This is a genomic window from Mesorhizobium sp. M1273 (assembly GCF_040318195.1).
Classification (GTDB): Bacteria; Pseudomonadota; Alphaproteobacteria; order Rhizobiales; family Rhizobiaceae; genus Mesorhizobium.
Genome location: NZ_JAMYLV010000039.1, coordinates 1 through 19749, shown reverse-complemented (window position 1 = coordinate 19749; position 19749 = coordinate 1). Strand labels below are relative to the sequence as shown.

Here is a 19749-nt window from a genome sequence, read left to right as displayed (position 1 = left end):
CATGAACGAAGAGAAGGACATGGCGGACGCGCGTGCGGCGCTGGCCAATTATCGCGCCTCGATCGACAATATCGACGCGGCGCTGATCCACATGCTGGCCGAGCGCTTCCGCTGCACCAAGGCAGTCGGCGTGCTGAAGGCGGAACATGGCCTGCCGCCTGCCGACCCGGCGCGCGAGCAGGAGCAGATCGCCCGTCTTCGCCAACTGGCGAAGGACGCCCATCTCGACCCGGATTTCGCGGAGAAATTCCTGAACTTCGTCGTCCGCGAAGTGATCCGCCATCACGAGCAGATCGCCGCATCCAACGGCGTGACGAAAACCGGCTGAGGACCAGCCACCAACCGATCAACCAGATCAGAGCTTTTAGGAGAAAAGAAATGCCACTGAAAATCCGATTGGCCCGTGCGGGCTCGAAGAAGCGTCCCTATTACCATGTCGTCGTCGCCGACGCTCGTTCGCCGCGCGACGGCCGTTTCATCGAGTCGCTCGGCTCGTGGAATCCGCTGCTGCCCAAGGACGGCGAACGCGTCAAGGTCGACGCCGAGCGCGTCAAGCATTGGCTGTCGCATGGCGCCCAGCCGACCGACCGCGTGCTGCGCTTCCTCGATGAAGCCGGCATCGCCAAGCGCGAAGCCCGCTCCAACCCGAAGAAGGCCGAGCCCGGCAAGAAGGCGCAGGAGCGCGCAGCCTTGCTGAAGAAGGCGCAGGAAGATGCCGCCGCGGCCGTTGCCGCCGCCGCAGCCGCGCCGGCCGAGTCGGAAGCCGCCAGCGCCGAATAAATCATCTCCACACCCACGAAACGGCGGGCCCTGCCCGCCGTTTTGCTATTGCATCCATATGATGCGGCCCGATCAATAGCCTTCCGGACAACTCGCAACGTAGACACGACCGTTACGATCGCGATAACGGCATTGGCCGCTTTCGCTGGCACGGCCGATCAGCGCACCGGCCAAAGCGCCGGCCGCACCGCCGATCACCGCGCCCTTGGTCGGGTTGCCGGCCACAGCAGCGCCGACCGCCGCACCGCCCAGGCCACCAACTGCCGCGCCTTGCTCAGTACGGGAGCAGGCACCGAGCGGCACCAGCAGGGCCATCAAGATCATCACCTTTTTCATTGTCGTTCCTCTCCAACAGGGTGCCGTCCTCGCCGCTGCACCCCCTAACTCGCAACCAGGCGATTTGATCCAAAGAAGAAGATCGGCTGCCGCCCGGCGGCGCTCAATTTGATCCAAAGAGTAGAAAGGCGGCGGCAGACCGCGCCCGCTCTGGCGGCCTGGCCACCATCGAGCGGCTTTCGATGTCGCGCTATTGGCTGAACGGGAATAACGCGCGCACCCTTGGATCGCGCAGATACAGGCCACCCCAGAGGATGGCGCCGAGATAAATGCCGAACAGTATGTGCGAGAACAAAGGGCTGCCGATACGCACATGCGTGGCGACGGCACCGCCGAGATAGGCGGTGAGCAGGATGGCGCCGAGCACCGAGGTGCGCGGCAGCGCGTAAAGCGCTGTCGAGACCAGTCCAATGATGCCGAGCATGCGCGAGATATTGGCATCGGCCGGCCAGCCGAGCTGCACCATGGTCTGGGTGACGATTTCGAGCGGCGGTAGCTTGATGACGCCGTCGAAGATCATGAACAGCACGACTACGGCGCTGAGCACGCGGCCGGCCCACAAGGCACGCGATGAGACGGGTGCTGCCTGAGACATGGTCATTGATGTTCCCTCCGGTCGTTGTGAGCACTGGCTCTCCGCCAGCTCGAACCAAGGACGCGGCCCATGACGGCGATCCGACATGCCTCCGGTTCTTTTCACTCCGGCGACCTCGGATGTGCTAGTTCAGCCAGCAACAGACTTGGCCAAGTCCACCTTGCGGGGTGAGGTGGAGGGCGTTATTGGAAATCCGCAAGGGAATCTTCCGAGCGCTCGACGGCAGCCGCCTGATCGCACAACGAAAGCAACCGATGGCCGGAGAGACCGACCTGAAACAGTTGCTGGCGGCGATGACGCCGGAATTGCTTGCCGGCATTCATGTCTTCACCACGTTGCCACCCGATGCGCCCGCTCCCGACAGGCTCCACCCGGTGATGCTATTTCGCGAGCGCGAGGGCACGACGCTGATCGTGCTTGAAGACCATGCCAAGGCCGCTGGACTGAAAACCGTGTTCCGCTGCCGGATGCTGACGCTGAACATCCATTCGTCGCTGGAAGCGGTCGGCTTCCTCGCCGCCATCACCGCGCGGCTGGCCACCGCCGGCATCGGCGTCAATCCGGTCTCGGCCTTCTACCACGATCATCTGTTCGTGCCCGCCGACCGGGCGGAGGAGGCGCTGGAGTTGCTGTTGGACCTAGCGGAGGAGAACCGGCTGTGACGCCGGCGCCTTGCTGCCTATTTGAGACGCCTGCGCTGCCCCTCATACGCCTGCCGGAACCTTCTCCCCGTGAACGGCGAGAAGGGCGCAAACGGCCGAAGGCCGAGCCCGCGACTGCGGGCCGCCGGCCTTCCGGCGCCCCCGCGGAGGCCAGCCGCGTAGCGGCGATACGGCCTGAGCGAAACAACCGCCGAAGGCCGAGCCTGCGACCGCAGGCCGCCGGTCGTCCGGCGCCCCCGCGGAGGCCAGCCGCGACAGCAGCGATACGGCCGTGAGAGAAAAAGCAAGCTGAGCAAAAATCGCGGCCGAAGGCCGAGCCTGCGACCGCAGGCCGCCGGTCGTCCGGCGCCCCCGCGGAGGCCAGCCGCGCTAGCGGCGATACGGCCGTGAGCGAACTATGCCGCCTTCTTCTTCGGCTGGATCAGCCCGCGCTCGACCAGCAGTTCGGCGATCTGCACCGCATTGAGTGCCGCGCCCTTGCGCAGATTGTCGGAGACGATCCACATCGACAGGCCGTTGTCGATGGTCGAGTCCTCGCGGATACGCGAGATGAAGGTGGCGTCCTCGCCGGCCGATTCCAGCGGCGTGATGTAGCCGCCGTCCTCGCGCTTGTCGATGACCTGGCAGCCCGGCGCCTCGCGCAGGATCTCGCGCGCCTCATCGGCGGTGATCGGCTTCTCGAACTCGATGTTGACCGCTTCCGAATGGCCGATGAACACCGGCACGCGCACGCAGGTCGCCGTCAGCTTGATCTTCGGGTCGAGCATCTTCTTGGTCTCGGCCACCATCTTCCACTCTTCCTTGGTGAAGCCGTCGTCGAGGAAGACGTCGATATGCGGGATGACGTTGAAGGCGATACGCTTGGTGAACTTCTTGATGTCGACCTGGTCGGCGACGAACACCGCGCGCGTCTGCGTGAACAATTCGTCCATGCCTTCCTTGCCGGCGCCGGAGACCGACTGGTAGGTGGCGACGACGACGCGCTTGATGGTGGCCGCGTCATGCAGCGGCTTCAGCGCCACGACCAGCTGCGCCGTCGAGCAGTTCGGGTTGGCAATGATGTTCTTGCGCGTGAACAGCGAGATCGCATCCGGGTTCACTTCCGGAACGATCAGCGGCACGTCCTGGTCGTAGCGGAAGGCCGACGAATTGTCGATGACGACGCAGCCCTGCTTGCCGATCTTCGGCGACCATTCCTTGGAGACGTTGCCGCCGGCCGACATGATGCAGATGTCGGTGTCGGAAAAATCATATTGGTCGAGCGCCCTGACCTTCAGCGTGCGGTCGCCGAACGACACTTCCGTGCCCTGGCTGCGCCGCGAGGCCAGCGCCACCACCTCGCTCACCGGAAAGCCGCGTTCCTCCAGTATGTTGAGCATTTCCCGGCCCACATTGCCCGTGGCGCCGACGATCGCAACCTTGAAACTCATCGAAATCTCCTGTCCCTCTCCGCTCGGTTTCTGGAGAAAACCCGCCGGCCGATGCGGGTTTCAACCCCCGGGCCGGACCCGGGAGGGGTGGTTAGGCCAAGGGAATCAGACCGTTTTGGTGGTCGTTTTGCCGGTTTTTTTGAGCAAGAACGTGATTTTGCTGGAACGAGGAGACGCAGCGACGCGCCCGGCCCAATGGTTCGCATTGGGGCCGGGGATGTCGAAGGCAGAAAGCGCCATCAAAAGGCCGCGCATCGAAAACTATCCCGTTCGGTGCCGGCTTTTACGCGGTTTACGTCTAGAGTCAATCGCAAGCAGGCCGACCCGCCCGCCCTGTACAATGACGGCGGCACCAAGTACGAACGAGCATCGTCTGGCTCGTGGCGCCCGTCTGTGGCGCATGCCGACATTTGACCCGTCGCCGGGTATTCAGAATCCGAATTTCGAAAGAGCAAGATGTCCAACTTCGAAGCTATTGTTCCCGCGCTGGCAAAGGCGCTGGAAAAACGCGGCTATGTCGAGCTGACGCCGGTGCAGAACGCCGTTCTCGAGCTTGGCCAGGCCGATGCGCTGGTTTCGGCCCAGACCGGCTCCGGCAAGACCGTCGCCTTCGGTCTGGCTTTGGCGCCGACCCTTCTCGATGGCGCGGAGCGCTTTTCCCACGCGGCGGCACCCCTGGCGCTGGCCGTGGCGCCGACGCGGGAGTTGGCCCTGCAAGTAACGCGCGAGCTGGAATGGCTCTACGAACTGACCGGCGCCACGGTGGCGTCCTGCGTCGGCGGCATGGACATGCGCACCGAACGGCGCGTACTGGAGCGCGGCGCCCATATCGTCGTGGGCACGCCCGGCCGCCTGCGCGATCACATCACCCGCAATTCGCTCGACATGTCGGCGCTCAAGGCAGTGGTGCTCGACGAGGCCGACGAGATGCTCGATCTCGGCTTTCGCGAGGATCTGGAATTCATCCTCGATGCCGCACCCGCCGATCGCCGCACGCTGATGTTTTCCGCGACCGTGCCGCGCTCCATCGCCACGCTGGCCAAGGGCTACCAGCGCGATGCTGTGCGCATCTCGGCCTCCGGCGAGGAAAAGCAGCATCTCGACATCGAATACCGGGCGCTGAGCGTCGCCCAGGCGGACCGCGAAAACGCCATCATCAACGTGCTTCGCTACTACGAGGCCAAGAATGCATTGGTGTTCTGCAACACCCGCGCCGCCGTCAACCATCTGACGGCACGCTTCAACAACCGCAACTTTTCCGTCGTGGCGCTGTCCGGCGAGCTTAGCCAGAACGAGCGCAGCCACGCGCTGCAGGCGATGCGCGACGGCCGCGCCAAGGTCTGCATCGCCACCGACGTCGCGGCACGCGGCATCGACCTGCCCAATCTCGAGCTGGTGATCCATGCCGACCTGCCGACCAACCCGGAAACGCTCCTGCACCGAAGCGGACGCACGGGTCGTGCGGGACGCAAGGGCGTCAGCGCGCTGATCGTGCCCAATAGTGCCCGCAGGCGCACCGAGCGGCTGCTGCAAAGTGCCGGCCTTGCGGCAACCTGGGCGAGCCCGCCGTCGGCCGACGACGTGATACGGCGCGACGATGAGCGCATTCTCGCTGATCCGGTCTTCAGCGAGCCTATGAAGGATGAGGAGCGCGGCTTCGTCGAGGCGCTTCTCGATCAGCACGGGCCCGAACGGGTTGCCGCCGCCTTCGTGCGGATGTGCCGCTCCAGCCACTCGGCACCGGAAGATCTTCTCGACGTGGCACCGTTCACGCCGTCGGGCGAAAAATTTGCGCGCCGGGATGAGGCACCGAGCCGCCGCGACGATTTCGGCGACAGCGTCTGGTTCTCGCTGTCGGTCGGACGCCGGCAGAATGCCGAGCCACGCTGGCTGATCCCGATGCTGTGCCGGACAGGCGGCATTTCTAAGCGCGAGATCGGCGCCATCAAGATGCAGCCGGAGGAAACCTTCGTGCAGATCGCGGCGGACTGGGCCGAGCGTTTCCTCGCTGCGATCGGCCCCGACCGCAAGCTGCAGGGCAACATTGCGGTCAAGCGGCTGGATGGCACGCCGGATTTGTCGCGGGCCGGCTACCAGGAACCACGACCCGACAAGAAGCCGCACCGCGGCAAGCGCACCTTCGATCAGAACACGCCCAAATTCGAGAAGCGCGCACCGGCCGACCAGCGCCCGGCATTCGAGGCGAAGCCCTGGGGCGGGAAACCGGCCAAGGCGAAGTTCGAAGGCGGACCTGCGAAACACAAGAAATCGAAGAAACGGCCGGGGTAAATAGCCAGAACTCTCCATTTCCGCACGCCTCTTGCGGTCTGCCGGAACTTTGCACAGTCTGGGGCGGGGAAATGGGGGTGGGCAGGACATGCGCGGCGAAGTTCTTCATTACGACGAAGACCAGGGTTTCGGCTTCATCACCGGAGCCGACGGCAACCGCTACACTTTGGCGCGCGAAGATTTGCGCCGCGAAGCATCGGTTGCCGGAGGTACGACCGTCGAATTCCAGCCGGCTGGCGGACGGGCACGCGATGTTTTTTCGATCCGCGCCCAACCTGCCAGCGCGCCCGCCGACGCCTCCACTGCAACCGCCGCCCCAACTCAGGCCGGCAATGCGCCCGCGGCACGTCAGCCGCAACATTTCGGCCGTTCCGCTGAACAAAGTCCGGCTGAATCGGCTGGCCTGTGGAGCTACTTCTGGTGGGGTCTGACCGAGAATTACTTCAACTTCGCCGGCCGTGCCCGCCGCAAGGAGTATTGGGGCTATTGTCTGTTCTGGACGATCGCGCTGATCGTGGTCATAGGACTCGGCGTCTTTATCGACGACGCCATGGGCAATCTCGACAACAGTGAATTGCCGGCAGTGACGGTCGGCCTTTCCGGTCTCTTCCTGCTGGCGACAGCCCTGCCGTGGTTCGGGCTCAACGTGCGTCGCCTGCACGATACCGGCCTGACCGGCTGGCTCTTCCTGCTTTTCCTGATCCCGACCTTCGGCACCGTGATCATCCTGATCTTTGCGCTGATCCCGACGCAGCCGCGCGTAAACCAGTGGGGTCCGGTGCCGGAGGGGATCAAGACCGCATAACCTCACCTGAGTTGGTTCTGCTAAAGCTGCTTGTGTTCGCTCAAGGCGATGCGTTCGATGATCTTGAAGTCCTTCGCGGAATGACCACGAAGGGTCTTCTTGTGGGTCTGGATCGTTTCCGTCCCGACAACCTCGAATGTGGACCCTTCATAGGCGATTTCGCAGTCGACCACCCTATCCGGCCAAAGCCAGATCAAGAGACACAACTCGTATTGATCGGGAATGGCTTCTAGCAGGTAGAAATCGCTCTTTTCGACCTGATATCGGTCGCAGATGAACTGCAGCAATGGCGCGAGGTGTTGATCGCCGCGAAACTCAGCCTGGCGTTGGTGCTCGCCGAGAAGATCCCTTTCAATGGCGCGCTGCACCTCACCCATACACCTGTCACCCCAAAAATTTGGCGATGATCGCGTCGCCCATCTCGGTCGTGCCGACCTCGGTCATCCCCGGTGAATGAATATCCCTGGTGCGCAAGCCCTGATCGAGCACGGCGGCGATCGCGCCTTCCAGCCGGTCGGCCTCTTCAACCATGCCGAAGGAATAGCGCATGCACATGGCGAAGGAGGCGATCATGGCGATCGGATTAGCGATGCCCTTGCCAGCGATGTCGGGCGCCGAGCCGTGCACCGGCTCGTAGAGCGCCTTGCGCTTTTTTGTCTTCGCATCCGGCGCGCCGAGCGAGGCCGACGGCAGCATGCCGATCGAGCCGGTCAGCATGGCGGCGATGTCGGACAGCATGTCGCCGAACAAATTATCGGTGACGATGACGTCGAACTGCTTCGGCCAGCGCACCAGCTGCATGCCGCCAGCATCGGCCAACATGTGATCGAGCTTGACGTCGGCATACCTGGCCTTGTGCGTCTGGGTGACGACCTCGTTCCACAGCACACCCGACTTCATCACATTGCGCTTTTCCATCGAGGTGACGTGGTTCTTGCGCGTGCGTGCCAACTCGAAGGCAACGCCCGAAATGCGCTCGATCTCGAACGTATCGTATATTTGGGTGTCGATGCCGCGCTTCTGGCCGTTGCCGAGGTCGATGATCTGCTTAGGCTCGCCGAAATACACGCCGCCGGTGAGCTCGCGCACGATCAGGATATCGAGCCCCTCGACCACGTCCTGCTTCAGCGAGGAGGACGCCGCCAGTGCCGGATAGCAGATTGCCGGCCTGAGATTGGCAAACAACTCCATGTCCTTGCGCAGCCGCAGCAGACCCGCCTCCGGGCGCACCTCGTAAGGCACCGCATCCCATTTCGGCCCGCCGACGGCGCCGAACAGCACCGCGTCCGACGCCATTGCCTTGGCCATGTCGGCATCGGAAATCGCCGCGCCATGCGCGTCGTAGGCGCAGCCGCCGACAAGGCCCTCATCGGTGACGAAATCGCTGCCGAGCTTGTCGTTCATGGCGGAAATCAGCTTCTTCACCTCGGCCATCGCCTCGGGGCCGATGCCGTCGCCGGCAAGCAGGAGAAGATTTTTCGAAGCCATGGGGAACCGTCCTGATTGTGTCGTGAGCCGCGGCCTTGCTAAACGCCAAGCGGCCGGCGCGCAAGCCTGCGGTTCAGAGCATCGGACCCAAAAGTGGAAACCGGTTTTGGGAAACTCCGATGCTCAAGACAAAATGCCTAGAGATGCGAAAGGATATTGACCAGCCTGCCGAACGGGTCGCGTACGAAGAAGCGCCGCACGCCCCAGGGTTCGTCCGCCGGACCGTATTCGATGGCAAAGCCGGCCGTCCTCATGCTTTCAAGCGCGGCATCGACGTCGTCGACTTCGATAGAGATGTCCGGCACCGGCGTTCCTGATCCCCCTTCGGCCATGAAACTGACCTGCACGGACATCGTCTCTTGCGAGCCGTAGGTAGCGATCCAGCCCATATCCATCTTGAGATCGAGGCCGAGCACATCCTGATAGAAGGGCTTTGCCGCCGCGATATCCTGCGTGTCTATGTTTGCAACGATGCGCCTGACCTTCGCCATGGGCCGATCCTCGTGCTGACCGTGTCGTTTTCGCAACCGTGACAGGCATCAGGCTGTGCGCCGCAGCGCCGTCACCTCGATCTCGATCTTCATCTCCGGCTTGTTGAGCTGACACACGATCATCGTTGCCGCCGGCCTGATCTCGCCAAAGACCTCGCCGAGGATCGGGAACACCACATCCACGAAAGCCGCATCGGTAATATAGTAATGTGCCCGCACCACATCGGCCGTCTCGAAGCCGCCGTCCCCGAGCGCCTTGGCGATCGTCGCCAAGCAATTGCGCGTTTGTGCCTCTACGGTCTCCGGCATCGACATGGTCGCATAATCGTAGCCGGTCGTTCCGGACACGAAACACCAGTCGCCCTGCACCACGGCGCGCGAATAGCCGGCGGTCTTCTCGAAGGGCGAACCGGTGGAGATCAGTTTTCGCATAGGTCCTCCTTTTTTGCAGCGTAGGCGGTTTGGCGAAAGCGGCGGTGACGGCTGATCTCCCCCCAAGTGGGGAGATGTCCGGGGCGCGCGAAGGATTGCGGCAGAACGATTTCTAATTCGCCGACCCCAGCGCCTTGTCCAGCGCTTCCCTCACGTCGGCCGGCCATGTACTCACCGCTGGCCACGCGTCCGGCTCGGGCTTGTCGCCGCGGCGGGCGAAATAGAGCTTCTGGTTGACCGGGTCGACCGCCATGAAGCCGTCATTGCCGCCGCAATCATGCGGCACGCAGCCGCTGGCAAAAAAGGCGCCCGACGCGGTTTTTTCCGTGCCGCCGCCGACCAGCAGGCTGGTCGCCATGTCGGGCATGTCCTTGCCAAGCAGTGTCTCGGCTAGTTTGTAGACCGCTTCATTGTGGAAGGCGTCGATGATGTTGTCGTATTTCGACGGATCAACGTCCTTCCAGTCGGTGCCCGGCTCCGGCATGTAGGTCAGATTGCCGGACGTCGTCAGTCCGGCCGTCGGCGACCATTGCAGCGCCGGCTTGGAATCGCCCGGCAGCAGATAGGGTACGAAATAGACGGCGCTGTCGGAGATCGCGGCCGGCGGCGCGCCGCATTCATCCTGCTCGACCGTGACCGTCTGGATCGTGCCGCCTTCCGGCTTCCAAACGATCACCTTGGCCGGGCCGCATTGATTGCCACCATCGCCGACATCGACCAGCGCGACGTTGACGCCGCCGACCTCGACGATCTTGTCAAAGAAGACGTCGTAATTGCGCGCCAGTTCCTTGCCGTCGAAGGCGAGCACCCGTTCCCCGTACTCTTCCTCCTGAGTGATGGTCAGCTGGCCGCCCTCGAACGGGATCGGTGCTTGGCTGCCATCGTCGGCTAGGGCCGCATTGCTCAATGCGCCCTGGTCGGCGGCCCCGCCGGACGCATCGTCAGCCGGCACGAGCACCATGTCGGTCTGCGCATGCCCGCCTGCCACCGGCATCAGAATCCACGCCAGCGCGCAGACCCCGGCAAGAAGCGAACGTGTCATGACTGTCCCCTCCGTTCAGCCGCCACGAACCCGGCCTGTCGCGGCCAGGTCATCCTACCGCTCAGGCCCAGGGTCGCTCAGCAGCGTTCTTCTTCTCGAACGAAGCGATGGCGCCGGCCTTCTCCATGGTCAGGCCGATATCGTCGAGGCCGTTCAAGAGGCAGTGGCGCTTGAATTCGTCGAGGTCGAACTTGACCACGCCGCCGTCCGGCCCGCGGATTTCCTTGGCTTCGAGATCAACCGACAGCGTCGCGTTGGAACCGCGCGAGGCATCGTCCATCAGCTTCTCCAGGTCTTCCGGGCTGACGGTGATCGGCAAGATGCCGTTCTTGAAGCAGTTGTTGTAGAAAATGTCGGCGAACGAGGTCGAGATGACGCAGCGGATGCCGAAATCGAGCAGCGCCCACGGCGCATGTTCCCGGCTCGAGCCGCAGCCGAAATTGTCGCCGGCGACCAGGATCTGCGCCTTGCGGTAGGCCGGCTTGTTGAGCACGAAGTCCGGGTTTTCCGAGCCGTCGTCCTTGTAACGCATTTCGGCGAACAGGCCGGTGCCGAGCCCGGTGCGCTTGATCGTCTTGAGATAATCCTTGGGGATGATCATGTCGGTGTCGACATTGACGATCGGCATCGGCGCGGCGACACCGGTGAGCTTGGTGAATTTTTCCATGGTTCTTGCCCGTCTTCTTCTCGTTGCGGGGAATTGCTGGCGCTCGGTTTACACAATGCCGCGGGCAAATAAAAGACGGCTGTTTTTGGACTTCCGTCGTCGATCGAAACACAAAATCGGTACAAAACAGCTTCAAAACCACCGGCCCATGGTGCACTTTTGTCGACATGACAACGCGATCCACGATCCTTTACGCCAGCGAACCGGGCCTCGGCATCGCCGAGTTCCGCCGCGTTCTGGTGGAATCCGGCCTCGGCGAGACACGGCCCGTCGATGATCATGCCCGTTTGAAGGCGATGCTCACGAGTGCCGACCTGGTGCTCACCGCGCGCATCGATGCACCGGGCAAGCCGCTGGTTGGTGTCGCTCGCGGCATCACCGACTTTTCCTGGGTCTGCTATATCTCCGAGCTCGCTGTTTCTGCATCGGCGCAAGGGCTGGGTATCGGCAAGGGTCTGATGGATGAGGCACGCCGGCAACTCGGACCTTCCGTTGCCATCAGCCTGATCTCCATGCCCGACGTCGTCGGCTTCTATGAGCGTATCGGCATGGAGCGCATGTCCAACGCATTCTGGTTCGGCCGCAAGCGCTGAAATCCACTCCCAGCGACCTCAACCCGCGCATCCTTGGCTAGGGTTCTGCCCCTTGACATGCAACCAAATAGTTGCATATTAGGATCATGAGCATGGATGATGTCTTTCGGGCCTTGGCCGACCCGACACGCCGGCGATTGCTGGACAGCCTTCATGCCAGGAACGGACAGACGCTGAACGCGCTGTGCGGTGAGATGGACATGACGCGCCAGGCGGTGACCAAGCATCTGGCGATCCTGGAAGAAGCAAACCTCGTCGCCACCATCCGCAAGGGACGCGAGAAGCAACATTATCTGAATCCCGTTCCCATCAACGAGATCGCCGAACGCTGGATCGGCAAATTCGAGCGGGGACGACTGGGCGCCCTCGGCGATTTGAAGAAACGTCTCGAAAGGGAAGACTGATGAGCAACATTTTCGTTTATGTCACCTACATCCGCACCTCGCCCGAAAAACTCTGGCAAGCACTGACCGAGCCGGAGTTCCAGCGGCAATATTTCCTCGGCGCTCAGATGCTAAGCGACTGGAAACAAGGTTCGGCGTGGAAGATGGTTTACACCGACGGCCGCGTCACCGACAGCGGCGAGGTCCTCGAGATCGATCCACCCAAGCGCATCGTGCTCAAATAGCGCAACGAGTTCATGCCCGAGGTCAAGGCGGACGGCTACACACGCTGCACCTTCGCCCTCGAGCAGGAGGGCGAGATGATGAAGCTCGCCATCACACACGAAGCCGATGGACCGCACAAGCTGCTTGGCCATGTGGCGAACGGCTGGCCGCTCATCCTGTCCAGCCTGAAGAGCCTGCTCGAAACCGGCAAAGGCCTGTCGCGCCCGGCGTCGAAAGCTTGAGGTCGTTTCGATAGCGAAACCTTCTTGAGGACAGGTGATGCACGGTTCCGCGGTGCACAGCATGACCAATGGCGAGACCGTCATGGCGAGCGCCGATGTTCGCGCGCCGCCCGAGCGGATATTTGACGCGCTCGTTACACACGAGGTCGAGCGCTGGTGGGGGTCCGCCAGGACCTACCGGATGACCGGATGGGCGGCCGACCTCCGCGTCGGCGGCCGCTGGAGCGTCACCGTCGAGACGGCGGCCGGCAGACACCTGCCCGCCAGCGGCGAATTCCTGGAGATCGAAGAGCCGCGCCGGATCGTGCAGACGCGGAGATACGACTGGGACCATCCGACGCTTGGCCGCCGCGAAACCAAAGTCGCCTGGCTGCTGGAGCCGATCGCCGGCGGCACACGCGTCACCATCTGCCATGGCGGCTTCGCCGGCCTCGCTGCTGCCGCAACGAAGCATGCCGAAGGCTGGGCCCGGGTGCTGGGCTGGCTTCAGGCGTATCTTGGTACGGGCGGCTTGGCGGCGGCTCAATCCACCAAGCAACGGTAGCATCCCTTCGCGCCAGCGTTAAATTACATTCAATTCCCGAAACGGCCGCCCGTCGGCGATCCGGCTGTACCCGAACGCCGAGCAATCCACCGTGCGATAGCCGCCATGTACTATCAGTTCGGCCAGCGCCTTGCCGACCGCCGGAGCCTGCTGCAAGCCGTGACCGGAAAACCCGTTGGCGAAGAGGAAATTGCCGACCTCCGGGTGCGGGCCGATCACCGCGTTCTGGTCGAGCGTATTGTAGTCGTAATGGCCGACCCAGGCGCGCGTCGGCTTGATCGCCTCGAAGGCCGGAATGCGGGTCGCCAGCACCGGCCAGATCACCTCTTCGAACAGCGGCCAGTCGGGGTCGAAGTCGGCGGGGTCGGCCGGTCCTTCGCCCTCTTCCGGCTCGGCGCCGCCGGTGATGTAGACCGAGCCCTCCGGCCGGACATAGATGCCGCTCGGGTCGACCAGCAGCGGCATGTCGTCATATTTTTCGCGCGCCTCGAAGACGAAGACATTGCGCTTGCGCGGCTCCACCGGCAGCGCCAGCCCGGCCATTGCTGCCACCTTGCCGGCATTCGGCCCGGCGGCGTTAACGACGGTGCCGGCCTCGAGCCGCTCGCCATTGTCGAGGGTCACACCGGCGACGCGCTTCCCCTGCCGCTCGATACCGGTCACCGACGCTGTGATGAAATCAATGTTCTTGCTTCGCAGTGCCTTGCGGAACAGCATCAGCATCGCATGCGCGTCGAACCAGCCTTCGCCGCTGCGGCCATAGGCGCCGGCGGAAATGCCCTCGACCGACAGCCACGGAAAGCGGCGGACGAGCGCCTCGGCATCCTCGAGCACGATGTCGGCGCCCTCGGCCATCTGCGCCTCGTGGTTGGCCCGCAGGATCGGCAGCCCGTTCTCGCCGGCAAGGATGAGGTAGCCGCCTTCGCGAAAGCCGATATCGGCGTCCGCGCCAAACTCTTCCCTGAGCCGCCGGAACAGTTTCAGCGTGAATTGCGACAGCCGGATGTTTTCCGGGATCGAGAACTGCTGGCGGATTGAGGCGCAGGACAGCGTGGTCGCGGCGCGGGAAAATTGCGGGTCGCGCTCGACAAGCGCGATCGAGCCCGAAAACCCTTCCTTGCGCAGGTAATAGGCAACCGACGAGCCGACGATGGCTCCGCCGATGATGACGATGTCGTAATGCACCTTTTCGCCCTTCCGGTCTGAATCGCCGAGTCACGCCGCCGGCAGGATGATCTCGAAGCGCGTGCCGCTCGCCGAGTCAACCAGCCGGATCGTGCCATCATGCGCTTTCAGGAGGGCCAGCACGATGCCGAGGCCCATGCCGGTGCCGCCGGAATCGCGGCGCGTGGTGAAGAACGGCTCGAAGATGCGGCCTCGGTTGCTGGGCGAAATGCCGGCGCCGTCGTCAGCGACCACGATGGTGGCCTTGCCGTCCGCTTTTGCGGCTGTGACCGATACCAGCGTCGCGCCGTGCCGCGCCGAATTGTCGATGAGATTGGCCAGCACGATCGCAGCGTTTTCGGCCGATATGCGCAGCCCGATCTCGGTGCCCGCCTCGACGCGCACCGCCAGCCTGTCGTCGGCCGGCAGCAGCGCCAGTGCAGCAGTGAGCGACATGTTTTCGCCGCTCGGTTCGAGATTTTCGGCGCGCGCCAGGTCGAGCAGGCGGCGCACCAGAAGGTTGAGCCGGCCGGCATCGGTGACGATATTGTCCGAAAAACGCCGCCGCTCGGCCTCGTCCATCGCGCTGCCCGAATCGCGCAGCAGTTCGGCGGCCCCCTGGATCGCCGTCAGCGGCGATTTGAGCTCGTGCGAGACGTGGGTGGCAAAGGTCTGGATGCCGTCGGAGCGTGCGTGCAGCTTTTCGGCCATGTCGAGGAAAGCAGCAGAGAGTTCACCCATTTCGCGCGTGCCGTGGTGATCGAGCGGCCTGATCGCCGCGCGGTCGCCGGCGGCGATGCGTTTCGTGCGTTCCATCAGCGCATAGATCGGACGGCTGACGGCGCGCAGGAAGACCAGCCCGATCAGCAGCGCGCCGCCGAGGATGGCGATTGCCGCCAGCGCCACCTTGCCGCGCTCGCCATAGAGATGCTTGACGATGTTGTTCGGCGTCCGCGACAGATAGACGACGCCGGCGACCTTGCCGGAGACCGCAACCGGCATGGCGACAAAGACGCGAACCTTGGTGCCGCGGCTGACCGAATAGAGCGGCGGCGACGGCTGGTCGGGAACCCGCAGCCTGAGCGCGCTGGCGTAGCGGCCGGCAAGCGCTGCGCGAACCTCTTCGACAGCCGCGAGCGACAGGCCGGCCTCCTCACGGCCGGCGATGACCACGCCTCTGGGATCGAGCAGCCGGAAGCCGGCGAGCGTGGTCTTCTGCGTCTCGGCAAGAATGCCCGACAGGCGTGCGCCGATTGAAGCGAACGCGGGATCGGCGCTGGCCGCGGTGGCCGCGGGCCGGGTCGGCAGGATCCCGTCGGACGCAAGATCGAGGCCCGGTTCGATCGGCTGGTAGGGAGAGGCCCGATCGCTGGTGTTGGGTGAAGGCACGGGTGCGCCTAGCTTTTCCGGGGCAATGCCGGCCTCGCGAACCTCTTGCGCATAGATCGCGCCAAGGGCGGCGCCTTGGGCGATCAGCTCGGCCTCGGTTTGCCGGATCAGCTGGTTCTCGTAGAGCCGGAAGAAAAACAGGCCGGCCAGCGGCAGCGCCATCACCATGATCAGGATGGCGATGACGACCGTGGCGAGGCGAGGCCGCCATTTGCTGCCAATCAGTTCTTGGGCGCTCACGCGCCGCATCCGCCCAGCCGAAAACCGACGCCGTGCACGGTCTCGATCGCATCGACGCAGCCGACGGCCGCCAGCTTGGCGCGGATATTGCGGATGTGGCTGTCGACGGTGCGGTCTGCGACATGGATATTGGCCGCATAGGCGTTGCCCATCACCATGTCGCGGCCAAGCACATGCGCCGGCCGCGCCAAAAAGCCTTTTAGGATCGCGAATTCGATCGACGTCAGCGCCAGCGGCTTGCCGTCGAAGCTGGCTGTATGGCTTGCCGGAACCAGCAACAGTCTGCCATGCGAGAATTGCCGGTCGTCGGCTGGTTCCGGCGTGGGCCGAGCGCGGCGCAGAATGACGTTGACGCGGGCGACCAGCTCGCGCGGGCTGAACGGCTTGGTGACATAATCATCGCCGCCCATCTCCAGCCCGAGCACGCGGTCGATCTCTTCATCCCGCGCGGACAGGAACAGCACCGGCAGGTCGGATGTGTGGCGCAGCCGCCGGCACACTTCCAGCCCGTCCATTTCCGGCATGCCGATGTCGAGCACGACGAGATCGGGCGCATGGCGCTCTATCGCCTGCAAGGCAGCCGCGCCGTCCGGCACCGCCAGCGTTTTCATGCCGGCCTTTTCCAGCGCGAAGCAGATGATTTCGCGAATGTGCGGGTCGTCGTCGGCGACCAGTATGTGGTGCGGCATCAAATCAGCGGCCCGGCATGAAGGGTTCGGACATCGGAGGAACCACGAACGGGCCACGCCTGTCGAGGGCGCGGTTGAGCCGCCAGTCACGAAAGCTCCAGCCCCGCCAGTTCTCCTGGCCGGCGCGGAAGCGTGCTTCGTCCTGTGCATACCAGCCGGCGAGTTCGCGGATGGAGGCATCCTCCGCGGAAACCGTCCTGCTCTGGTGCTGGACGAAGCGATCGAGCGCCGGCAAGGCGCCGGGTCCGAGCGAGCGCAAGTACCAGACGTCGAGCTGGGTGCCTTGGCCGGTCATTTCGAAGCAATGGTCGACATTGTAGTTGGCGATCAGCGCGGCAAAGTTGATGAACGAGCAAGCATAGAGCGTCGCCGATAGCGTCAGAAGATTGGCGGCAAGCAGCCATTCGTTGGACTTTTCGCGCGCGATGCGGGCCATGATCAGGACAAGGCCCGCCGCCACCAGCCCCATCCAGACGAACGCAGCGACACGCCAATAGGTCAGCGCATAGATACCGATATAGAGATCGAGCCGCAGGATCGACGAGATCACCAGGAGGATGTTCTGCGCCACCCAGGCATAAACCAGCCGGCGGATGAGCGGATCGCCGGAGGTCGCGCTTCCCGGCCGCAGCGCCGCCAGCACGAAGCCGGCGGCCAGCAGCGCCGTGACGATCAGCGGATAGGCGCCGCGATGCGCGTAGGCGGCATAGGTCAGCCCGTCGGGAAGCGCGATGCCGCCCCACAGATAGGTGGCGTCGAGTGCGCTCTGCACCGCGAACAGGATGTTGAAGACGACGAGCGCGCGGAGGATAGCGGCCTTGCCGAAGACGATGTCTTCGATCGTGGGACTTATGGCTGGCCTCGTCGGTGTGCTGGCAGGCGTTCCCAACCGGGGAATATGCCGGAGAAGCCGCGGCAGGCGCGGCCGCAGAAAGGCCCATACGCCGGCGAGCGCGAATAGCCAGAAGGCAAGACGCGGCAACTGCATGAGGTTGAGCAGGGCGAAGAGATCAATCAGCGAAAACCAGTATTCGATGACGGGATTGGCGGCGCCGAACAGCGCGAGGAACACTGCGCCGAGGCCCAGCGGCATGACCCAGACGGCGATCGCCGCAAGGCGCACGCGCCGCCGGCCAAGCCGCCGCGCCGCCGTGCGCCAGCGGAAGAAATCAAGAACGAGCCGAAATGGCGTTGCAACCAGGAACAGCGAGAGTTGGCCGGCAATACGGGCAAGGCCGCGCCGCAACCGTCCGGCCAGTGAAAGCGCGAAGATGGCCAGCCCCGCCAGCGCGATCGAGACGGACAGTGCGCTGACATTTTCCACAAGCGGCAGCAGCGCCATGAGCAGCGCAACCGGCTTGAACCAGAATTTGCCATCGTTGAAGGAGCCGAGAGGATGGAGAGCCATGCTCGCCGCGGCAATCGCAACGCCGAACAGGAAAAGCGTGATGCCCGCCGGTTGGCCATAGAAGAAAAAATCGGCCAGCGCGACGAGCAGGACGGCAACGCCGAAGCGGTTGCAATAGCTCGGCGCCGCCGGGAGGAATACTATCATGATCGGGCTTTCTCGGCGGCTTTGATGCGGCCGGTGGGCGGGGATTTCCGGACGAAAGGGAGGAGGTTTACCGAAGTCCGGGGCGGATCGACGAGCCACCAGCTTTCGCGGCGAAGCCGGTACGGCAGGGACCAACGAGAGTTCGTTTGCTCTTGCATGCCGCCCTTGTCGCATCCGGTCGGGTGGCAAGCGGGGCGGAGACGAGGAGATTTTCCGAAGTTGCGTGCAGTTTTTATGCACGGCTTGCCTCGGCCGGCTGCAGACGGCATAGATCGGAGATGACCACCGAAAGCTACCGCCCGCGCCGCTCGGTGCTTTACATCCCGGCTTCGAACGACAAGGCGCTGGCCAAGATCCAATCGCTGGCCTGCGATACCGTCGTCATCGATCTCGAGGACGCCGTCGCCCCGGCCGACAAGCCTTCCGCGCGCGAAAAGCTGGTGGCGATTTTCGCCGGCCATTCCAACCGGCGCTGCGAGATGGTCGTGCGCATCAATGCGCTGTCGAGCGAGTGGGGCGGCGCCGACCTGCTGGCCGCGGCAAAATGCTCGCCCGACGCCATCCTGCTGCCCAAGGTCGACACGCCGCGCGACATTCTCGAGGCCGGCGACGTGCTCGACGACAATTTTATCGCCGACGAAGTCAAGCTATGGGCGATGATCGAGACGCCCAAGGCGCTGCTCAACATCGGGCCGATTGCCGAGCTCGGCCGCGATCCGGGCTCTCGCCTGGTTTGTTTCGTTGCCGGAACGAACGACCTGGTCAAGGACACCGGCATTCTCGCCACGCCCGACCGGCGTTATCTCGTTCCATGGCTGATGCAGATGGTGCTCGCCGCGCGCGCCGGCGGCCTCGACCTGCTCGATGGCGTCTTCAATGATTTTCGCGATATGGACGGGTTTGCGCGCGAGTGCACGGAAGCGGCCGCCATGGGTTTTGACGGCAAGTCGCTGATCCATCCGGCTCAGATCGAAGCCGCGAACCGCGCCTTTGCACCGTCGCCCGAAGCAATAGCCGAAGCGCGCGCGGTCAAGGATGCCTTCGCGCTCGCCCAAAATACCGGTAGGGCGGTAGTTGCGCTGAACGGCAAGATGGTCGAGCGGCTGCATCTGGCGCAGGCCGAAAAACTGCTGGCGAAGGCCGCCGCTGTTCGCGCATGACTAACGCAACTGACGACAGGATTGAAGAATGAAACTCTACCGTTTTCTGTCCGGTCCGGACGATTCCAGCTTCTGCCACAAGGTGACGGCGGCGTTGAACAAGGGCTGGCACCTGTTCGGCTCGCCGACCTATGCCTATGACCAGGAAGCCAAGACCATGCGCTGCGGCCAGGCCGTGGTGAAGGACATCGAGGGCCAGGAATACGGCCCCGACACCAAGCTCAGCGATTGGTAGGGAGGTTCGCTGAAGCGCTCGTCCTTCGTCATCCTAGGGCGTAGCAGTCGCGAAGCGACGTCGCGGAGTACCCTAGGATCCATGCCGTTACCTCTGCCGAAGGGCACGGCGGATCAGGATTAGTGTGATCTACCACCGATCGGGATAGCCCCGTTACCCAGAACGGGATGATGAGCGTTCGGTTCTGCACCGCCGGCGCACTGCATCACTATCACGGCATGATGGGGTGGACGGCGCCCGACGGCATCGGATGTGCCAGAATGAGTTCGTTGAGATCTCAAACAAGGGAGCCGTCCGTGGAACACCTTATCCG

General features: G+C 63.8%; 24 protein-coding genes and 1 pseudogene. 11 read left to right on the top strand and 14 right to left on the bottom strand.

What is annotated here, in order from left to right:
• The first annotated feature begins 1 nt into the window (after window position 1).
• Together NKH30_RS28175 and rpsP are read left to right on the top strand one after the other, a co-directional pair.
• Window positions 2–328 (top strand): chorismate mutase, encoded by a 327-nt coding sequence (locus NKH30_RS28175; RefSeq protein ID WP_254817890.1) that lies wholly within the window; start codon window positions 2–4, stop codon window positions 326–328.
• Between the two features lie 50 nt (window positions 329–378).
• Window positions 379–780 carry a 30S ribosomal protein S16 gene (rpsP, locus tag NKH30_RS28170; RefSeq protein WP_352615509.1) on the top strand — a complete coding sequence of 134 codons (402 nt, stop codon included), beginning with the start codon at window positions 379–381 and terminating at the stop codon, window positions 778–780.
• Window positions 781–852: 72 nt separating this feature from the next.
• Here rpsP and NKH30_RS28165 read toward each other — a convergent pair whose 3' ends face one another.
• Both NKH30_RS28165 and NKH30_RS28160 read right to left on the bottom strand, forming a co-directional pair.
• Complete coding sequence (locus tag NKH30_RS28165; RefSeq protein WP_023680734.1) at window positions 853–1116, bottom strand: YMGG-like glycine zipper-containing protein; 264 nt, start codon at window positions 1114–1116, stop codon at window positions 853–855.
• Window positions 1117–1306: 190 nt separating this feature from the next.
• The gene (locus NKH30_RS28160; protein WP_352685359.1) at window positions 1307–1717 is read right to left on the bottom strand and encodes a DoxX family protein; all 411 of its coding nucleotides are present in this window, start codon (window positions 1715–1717) and stop codon (window positions 1307–1309) included.
• 248 nt (window positions 1718–1965) lie between these two features.
• Here NKH30_RS28160 and NKH30_RS28155 point away from each other — a divergent pair, with 248 nt between their 5' ends.
• Window positions 1966–2373: an ACT domain-containing protein gene (locus NKH30_RS28155; RefSeq protein ID WP_352997588.1), complete on the top strand. Its 408-nt coding sequence runs from the start codon at window positions 1966–1968 to the stop codon at window positions 2371–2373.
• 395 nt (window positions 2374–2768) lie between these two features.
• On the opposite strand, the gene NKH30_RS28150 is transcribed toward NKH30_RS28155, so the two are convergent.
• Complete coding sequence (locus tag NKH30_RS28150; RefSeq protein WP_352470847.1) at window positions 2769–3803, bottom strand: aspartate-semialdehyde dehydrogenase; 1035 nt, start codon at window positions 3801–3803, stop codon at window positions 2769–2771.
• Window positions 3804–3908: 105 nt separating this feature from the next.
• Complete coding sequence (locus NKH30_RS28145) at window positions 3909–4058, bottom strand: hypothetical protein (RefSeq protein WP_352450216.1); 150 nt, start codon at window positions 4056–4058, stop codon at window positions 3909–3911.
• A gap of 201 nt (window positions 4059–4259) precedes the next feature.
• On the opposite strand from NKH30_RS28145, the gene NKH30_RS28140 reads away from it, so the two are divergent.
• Together NKH30_RS28140 and NKH30_RS28135 are read left to right on the top strand one after the other, a co-directional pair.
• Window positions 4260–6092, top strand: a complete 1833-nt coding sequence (locus tag NKH30_RS28140) for a DEAD/DEAH box helicase (protein WP_352997587.1) — start codon at window positions 4260–4262, stop codon at window positions 6090–6092.
• 88 nt (window positions 6093–6180) lie between these two features.
• Complete coding sequence (locus NKH30_RS28135) at window positions 6181–6897, top strand: DUF805 domain-containing protein (RefSeq protein WP_352832321.1); 717 nt, start codon at window positions 6181–6183, stop codon at window positions 6895–6897.
• 20 nt (window positions 6898–6917) lie between these two features.
• On the opposite strand, the gene NKH30_RS28130 is transcribed toward NKH30_RS28135, so the two are convergent.
• The 6 genes from NKH30_RS28130 to leuD all read right to left on the bottom strand — a co-directional run bounded on the left by NKH30_RS28130 (window position 6918) and on the right by leuD (window position 11017).
• Window positions 6918–7274, bottom strand: a complete 357-nt coding sequence (locus tag NKH30_RS28130) for a hypothetical protein (RefSeq protein ID WP_352832318.1) — start codon at window positions 7272–7274, stop codon at window positions 6918–6920.
• A gap of 7 nt (window positions 7275–7281) precedes the next feature.
• Window positions 7282–8385, bottom strand: coding sequence for a 3-isopropylmalate dehydrogenase (gene leuB, locus NKH30_RS28125; protein WP_352685364.1), 1104 nt, complete (start codon window positions 8383–8385; stop codon window positions 7282–7284).
• Between the two features lie 137 nt (window positions 8386–8522).
• Window positions 8523–8876, bottom strand: a complete 354-nt coding sequence (locus NKH30_RS28120; protein ID WP_352470852.1) for a VOC family protein — start codon at window positions 8874–8876, stop codon at window positions 8523–8525.
• A gap of 48 nt (window positions 8877–8924) precedes the next feature.
• Complete coding sequence (locus NKH30_RS28115) at window positions 8925–9308, bottom strand: RidA family protein (protein ID WP_352997586.1); 384 nt, start codon at window positions 9306–9308, stop codon at window positions 8925–8927.
• Between the two features lie 112 nt (window positions 9309–9420).
• Complete coding sequence (locus tag NKH30_RS28110) at window positions 9421–10350, bottom strand: Ivy family c-type lysozyme inhibitor (RefSeq protein WP_352997585.1); 930 nt, start codon at window positions 10348–10350, stop codon at window positions 9421–9423.
• A 61-nt stretch (window positions 10351–10411) separates the two neighbouring features.
• Window positions 10412–11017, bottom strand: coding sequence for a 3-isopropylmalate dehydratase small subunit (gene leuD / locus NKH30_RS28105; RefSeq protein ID WP_352541962.1), 606 nt, complete (start codon window positions 11015–11017; stop codon window positions 10412–10414).
• A 167-nt stretch (window positions 11018–11184) separates the two neighbouring features.
• On the opposite strand from leuD, the gene NKH30_RS28100 reads away from it, so the two are divergent.
• From NKH30_RS28100 to NKH30_RS28080, 4 genes and pseudogenes are all read left to right on the top strand, one after another.
• Entirely contained in the window at window positions 11185–11610 is a 426-nt protein-coding gene (locus NKH30_RS28100) for a GNAT family N-acetyltransferase (protein ID WP_352997584.1), read from the top strand.
• Window positions 11611–11702: 92 nt separating this feature from the next.
• Window positions 11703–12014, top strand: coding sequence for an ArsR/SmtB family transcription factor (locus NKH30_RS28095; RefSeq protein ID WP_352770332.1), 312 nt, complete (start codon window positions 11703–11705; stop codon window positions 12012–12014).
• Window positions 12014–12460: pseudogene (locus NKH30_RS33265) on the top strand (SRPBCC domain-containing protein). The gene NKH30_RS28095 and the pseudogene NKH30_RS33265 overlap by 1 nt, the downstream one beginning before the upstream one ends.
• 37 nt (window positions 12461–12497) lie before the next feature.
• Window positions 12498–13004: an SRPBCC family protein gene (locus tag NKH30_RS28080; RefSeq protein ID WP_352770335.1), complete on the top strand. Its 507-nt coding sequence runs from the start codon at window positions 12498–12500 to the stop codon at window positions 13002–13004.
• 18 nt (window positions 13005–13022) lie between these two features.
• On the opposite strand, the gene NKH30_RS28075 is transcribed toward NKH30_RS28080, so the two are convergent.
• The 4 genes from NKH30_RS28075 to NKH30_RS28060 are packed head-to-tail and all read right to left on the bottom strand — an operon-like array spanning window position 13023 to window position 18041.
• Entirely contained in the window at window positions 13023–14189 is a 1167-nt protein-coding gene (locus NKH30_RS28075; protein ID WP_352770338.1) for an NAD(P)/FAD-dependent oxidoreductase, read from the bottom strand.
• Window positions 14190–14219: 30 nt separating this feature from the next.
• Window positions 14220–15806, bottom strand: coding sequence for an ATP-binding protein (locus tag NKH30_RS28070; protein WP_352997581.1), 1587 nt, complete (start codon window positions 15804–15806; stop codon window positions 14220–14222).
• On the bottom strand, window positions 15794–16486 hold the full coding sequence (locus tag NKH30_RS28065) for a response regulator transcription factor (RefSeq protein ID WP_352770344.1): 693 nt from the start codon (window positions 16484–16486) through the stop codon (window positions 15794–15796). The genes NKH30_RS28070 and NKH30_RS28065 overlap by 13 nt, the downstream gene beginning before the upstream one ends.
• A 4-nt stretch (window positions 16487–16490) precedes the next feature.
• Window positions 16491–18041: a DUF4153 domain-containing protein gene (locus NKH30_RS28060; protein ID WP_352770347.1), complete on the bottom strand. Its 1551-nt coding sequence runs from the start codon at window positions 18039–18041 to the stop codon at window positions 16491–16493.
• Between the two features lie 278 nt (window positions 18042–18319).
• Here NKH30_RS28060 and NKH30_RS28055 point away from each other — a divergent pair, with 278 nt between their 5' ends.
• The gene (locus tag NKH30_RS28055) at window positions 18320–19201 is read left to right on the top strand and encodes an HpcH/HpaI aldolase/citrate lyase family protein (RefSeq protein ID WP_352770350.1); all 882 of its coding nucleotides are present in this window, start codon (window positions 18320–18322) and stop codon (window positions 19199–19201) included.
• A 28-nt stretch (window positions 19202–19229) separates the two neighbouring features.
• Window positions 19230–19436, top strand: coding sequence for a DUF1737 domain-containing protein (locus NKH30_RS28050; RefSeq protein WP_352470863.1), 207 nt, complete (start codon window positions 19230–19232; stop codon window positions 19434–19436).
• Window positions 19437–19749: the final 313 nt, after the last annotated feature.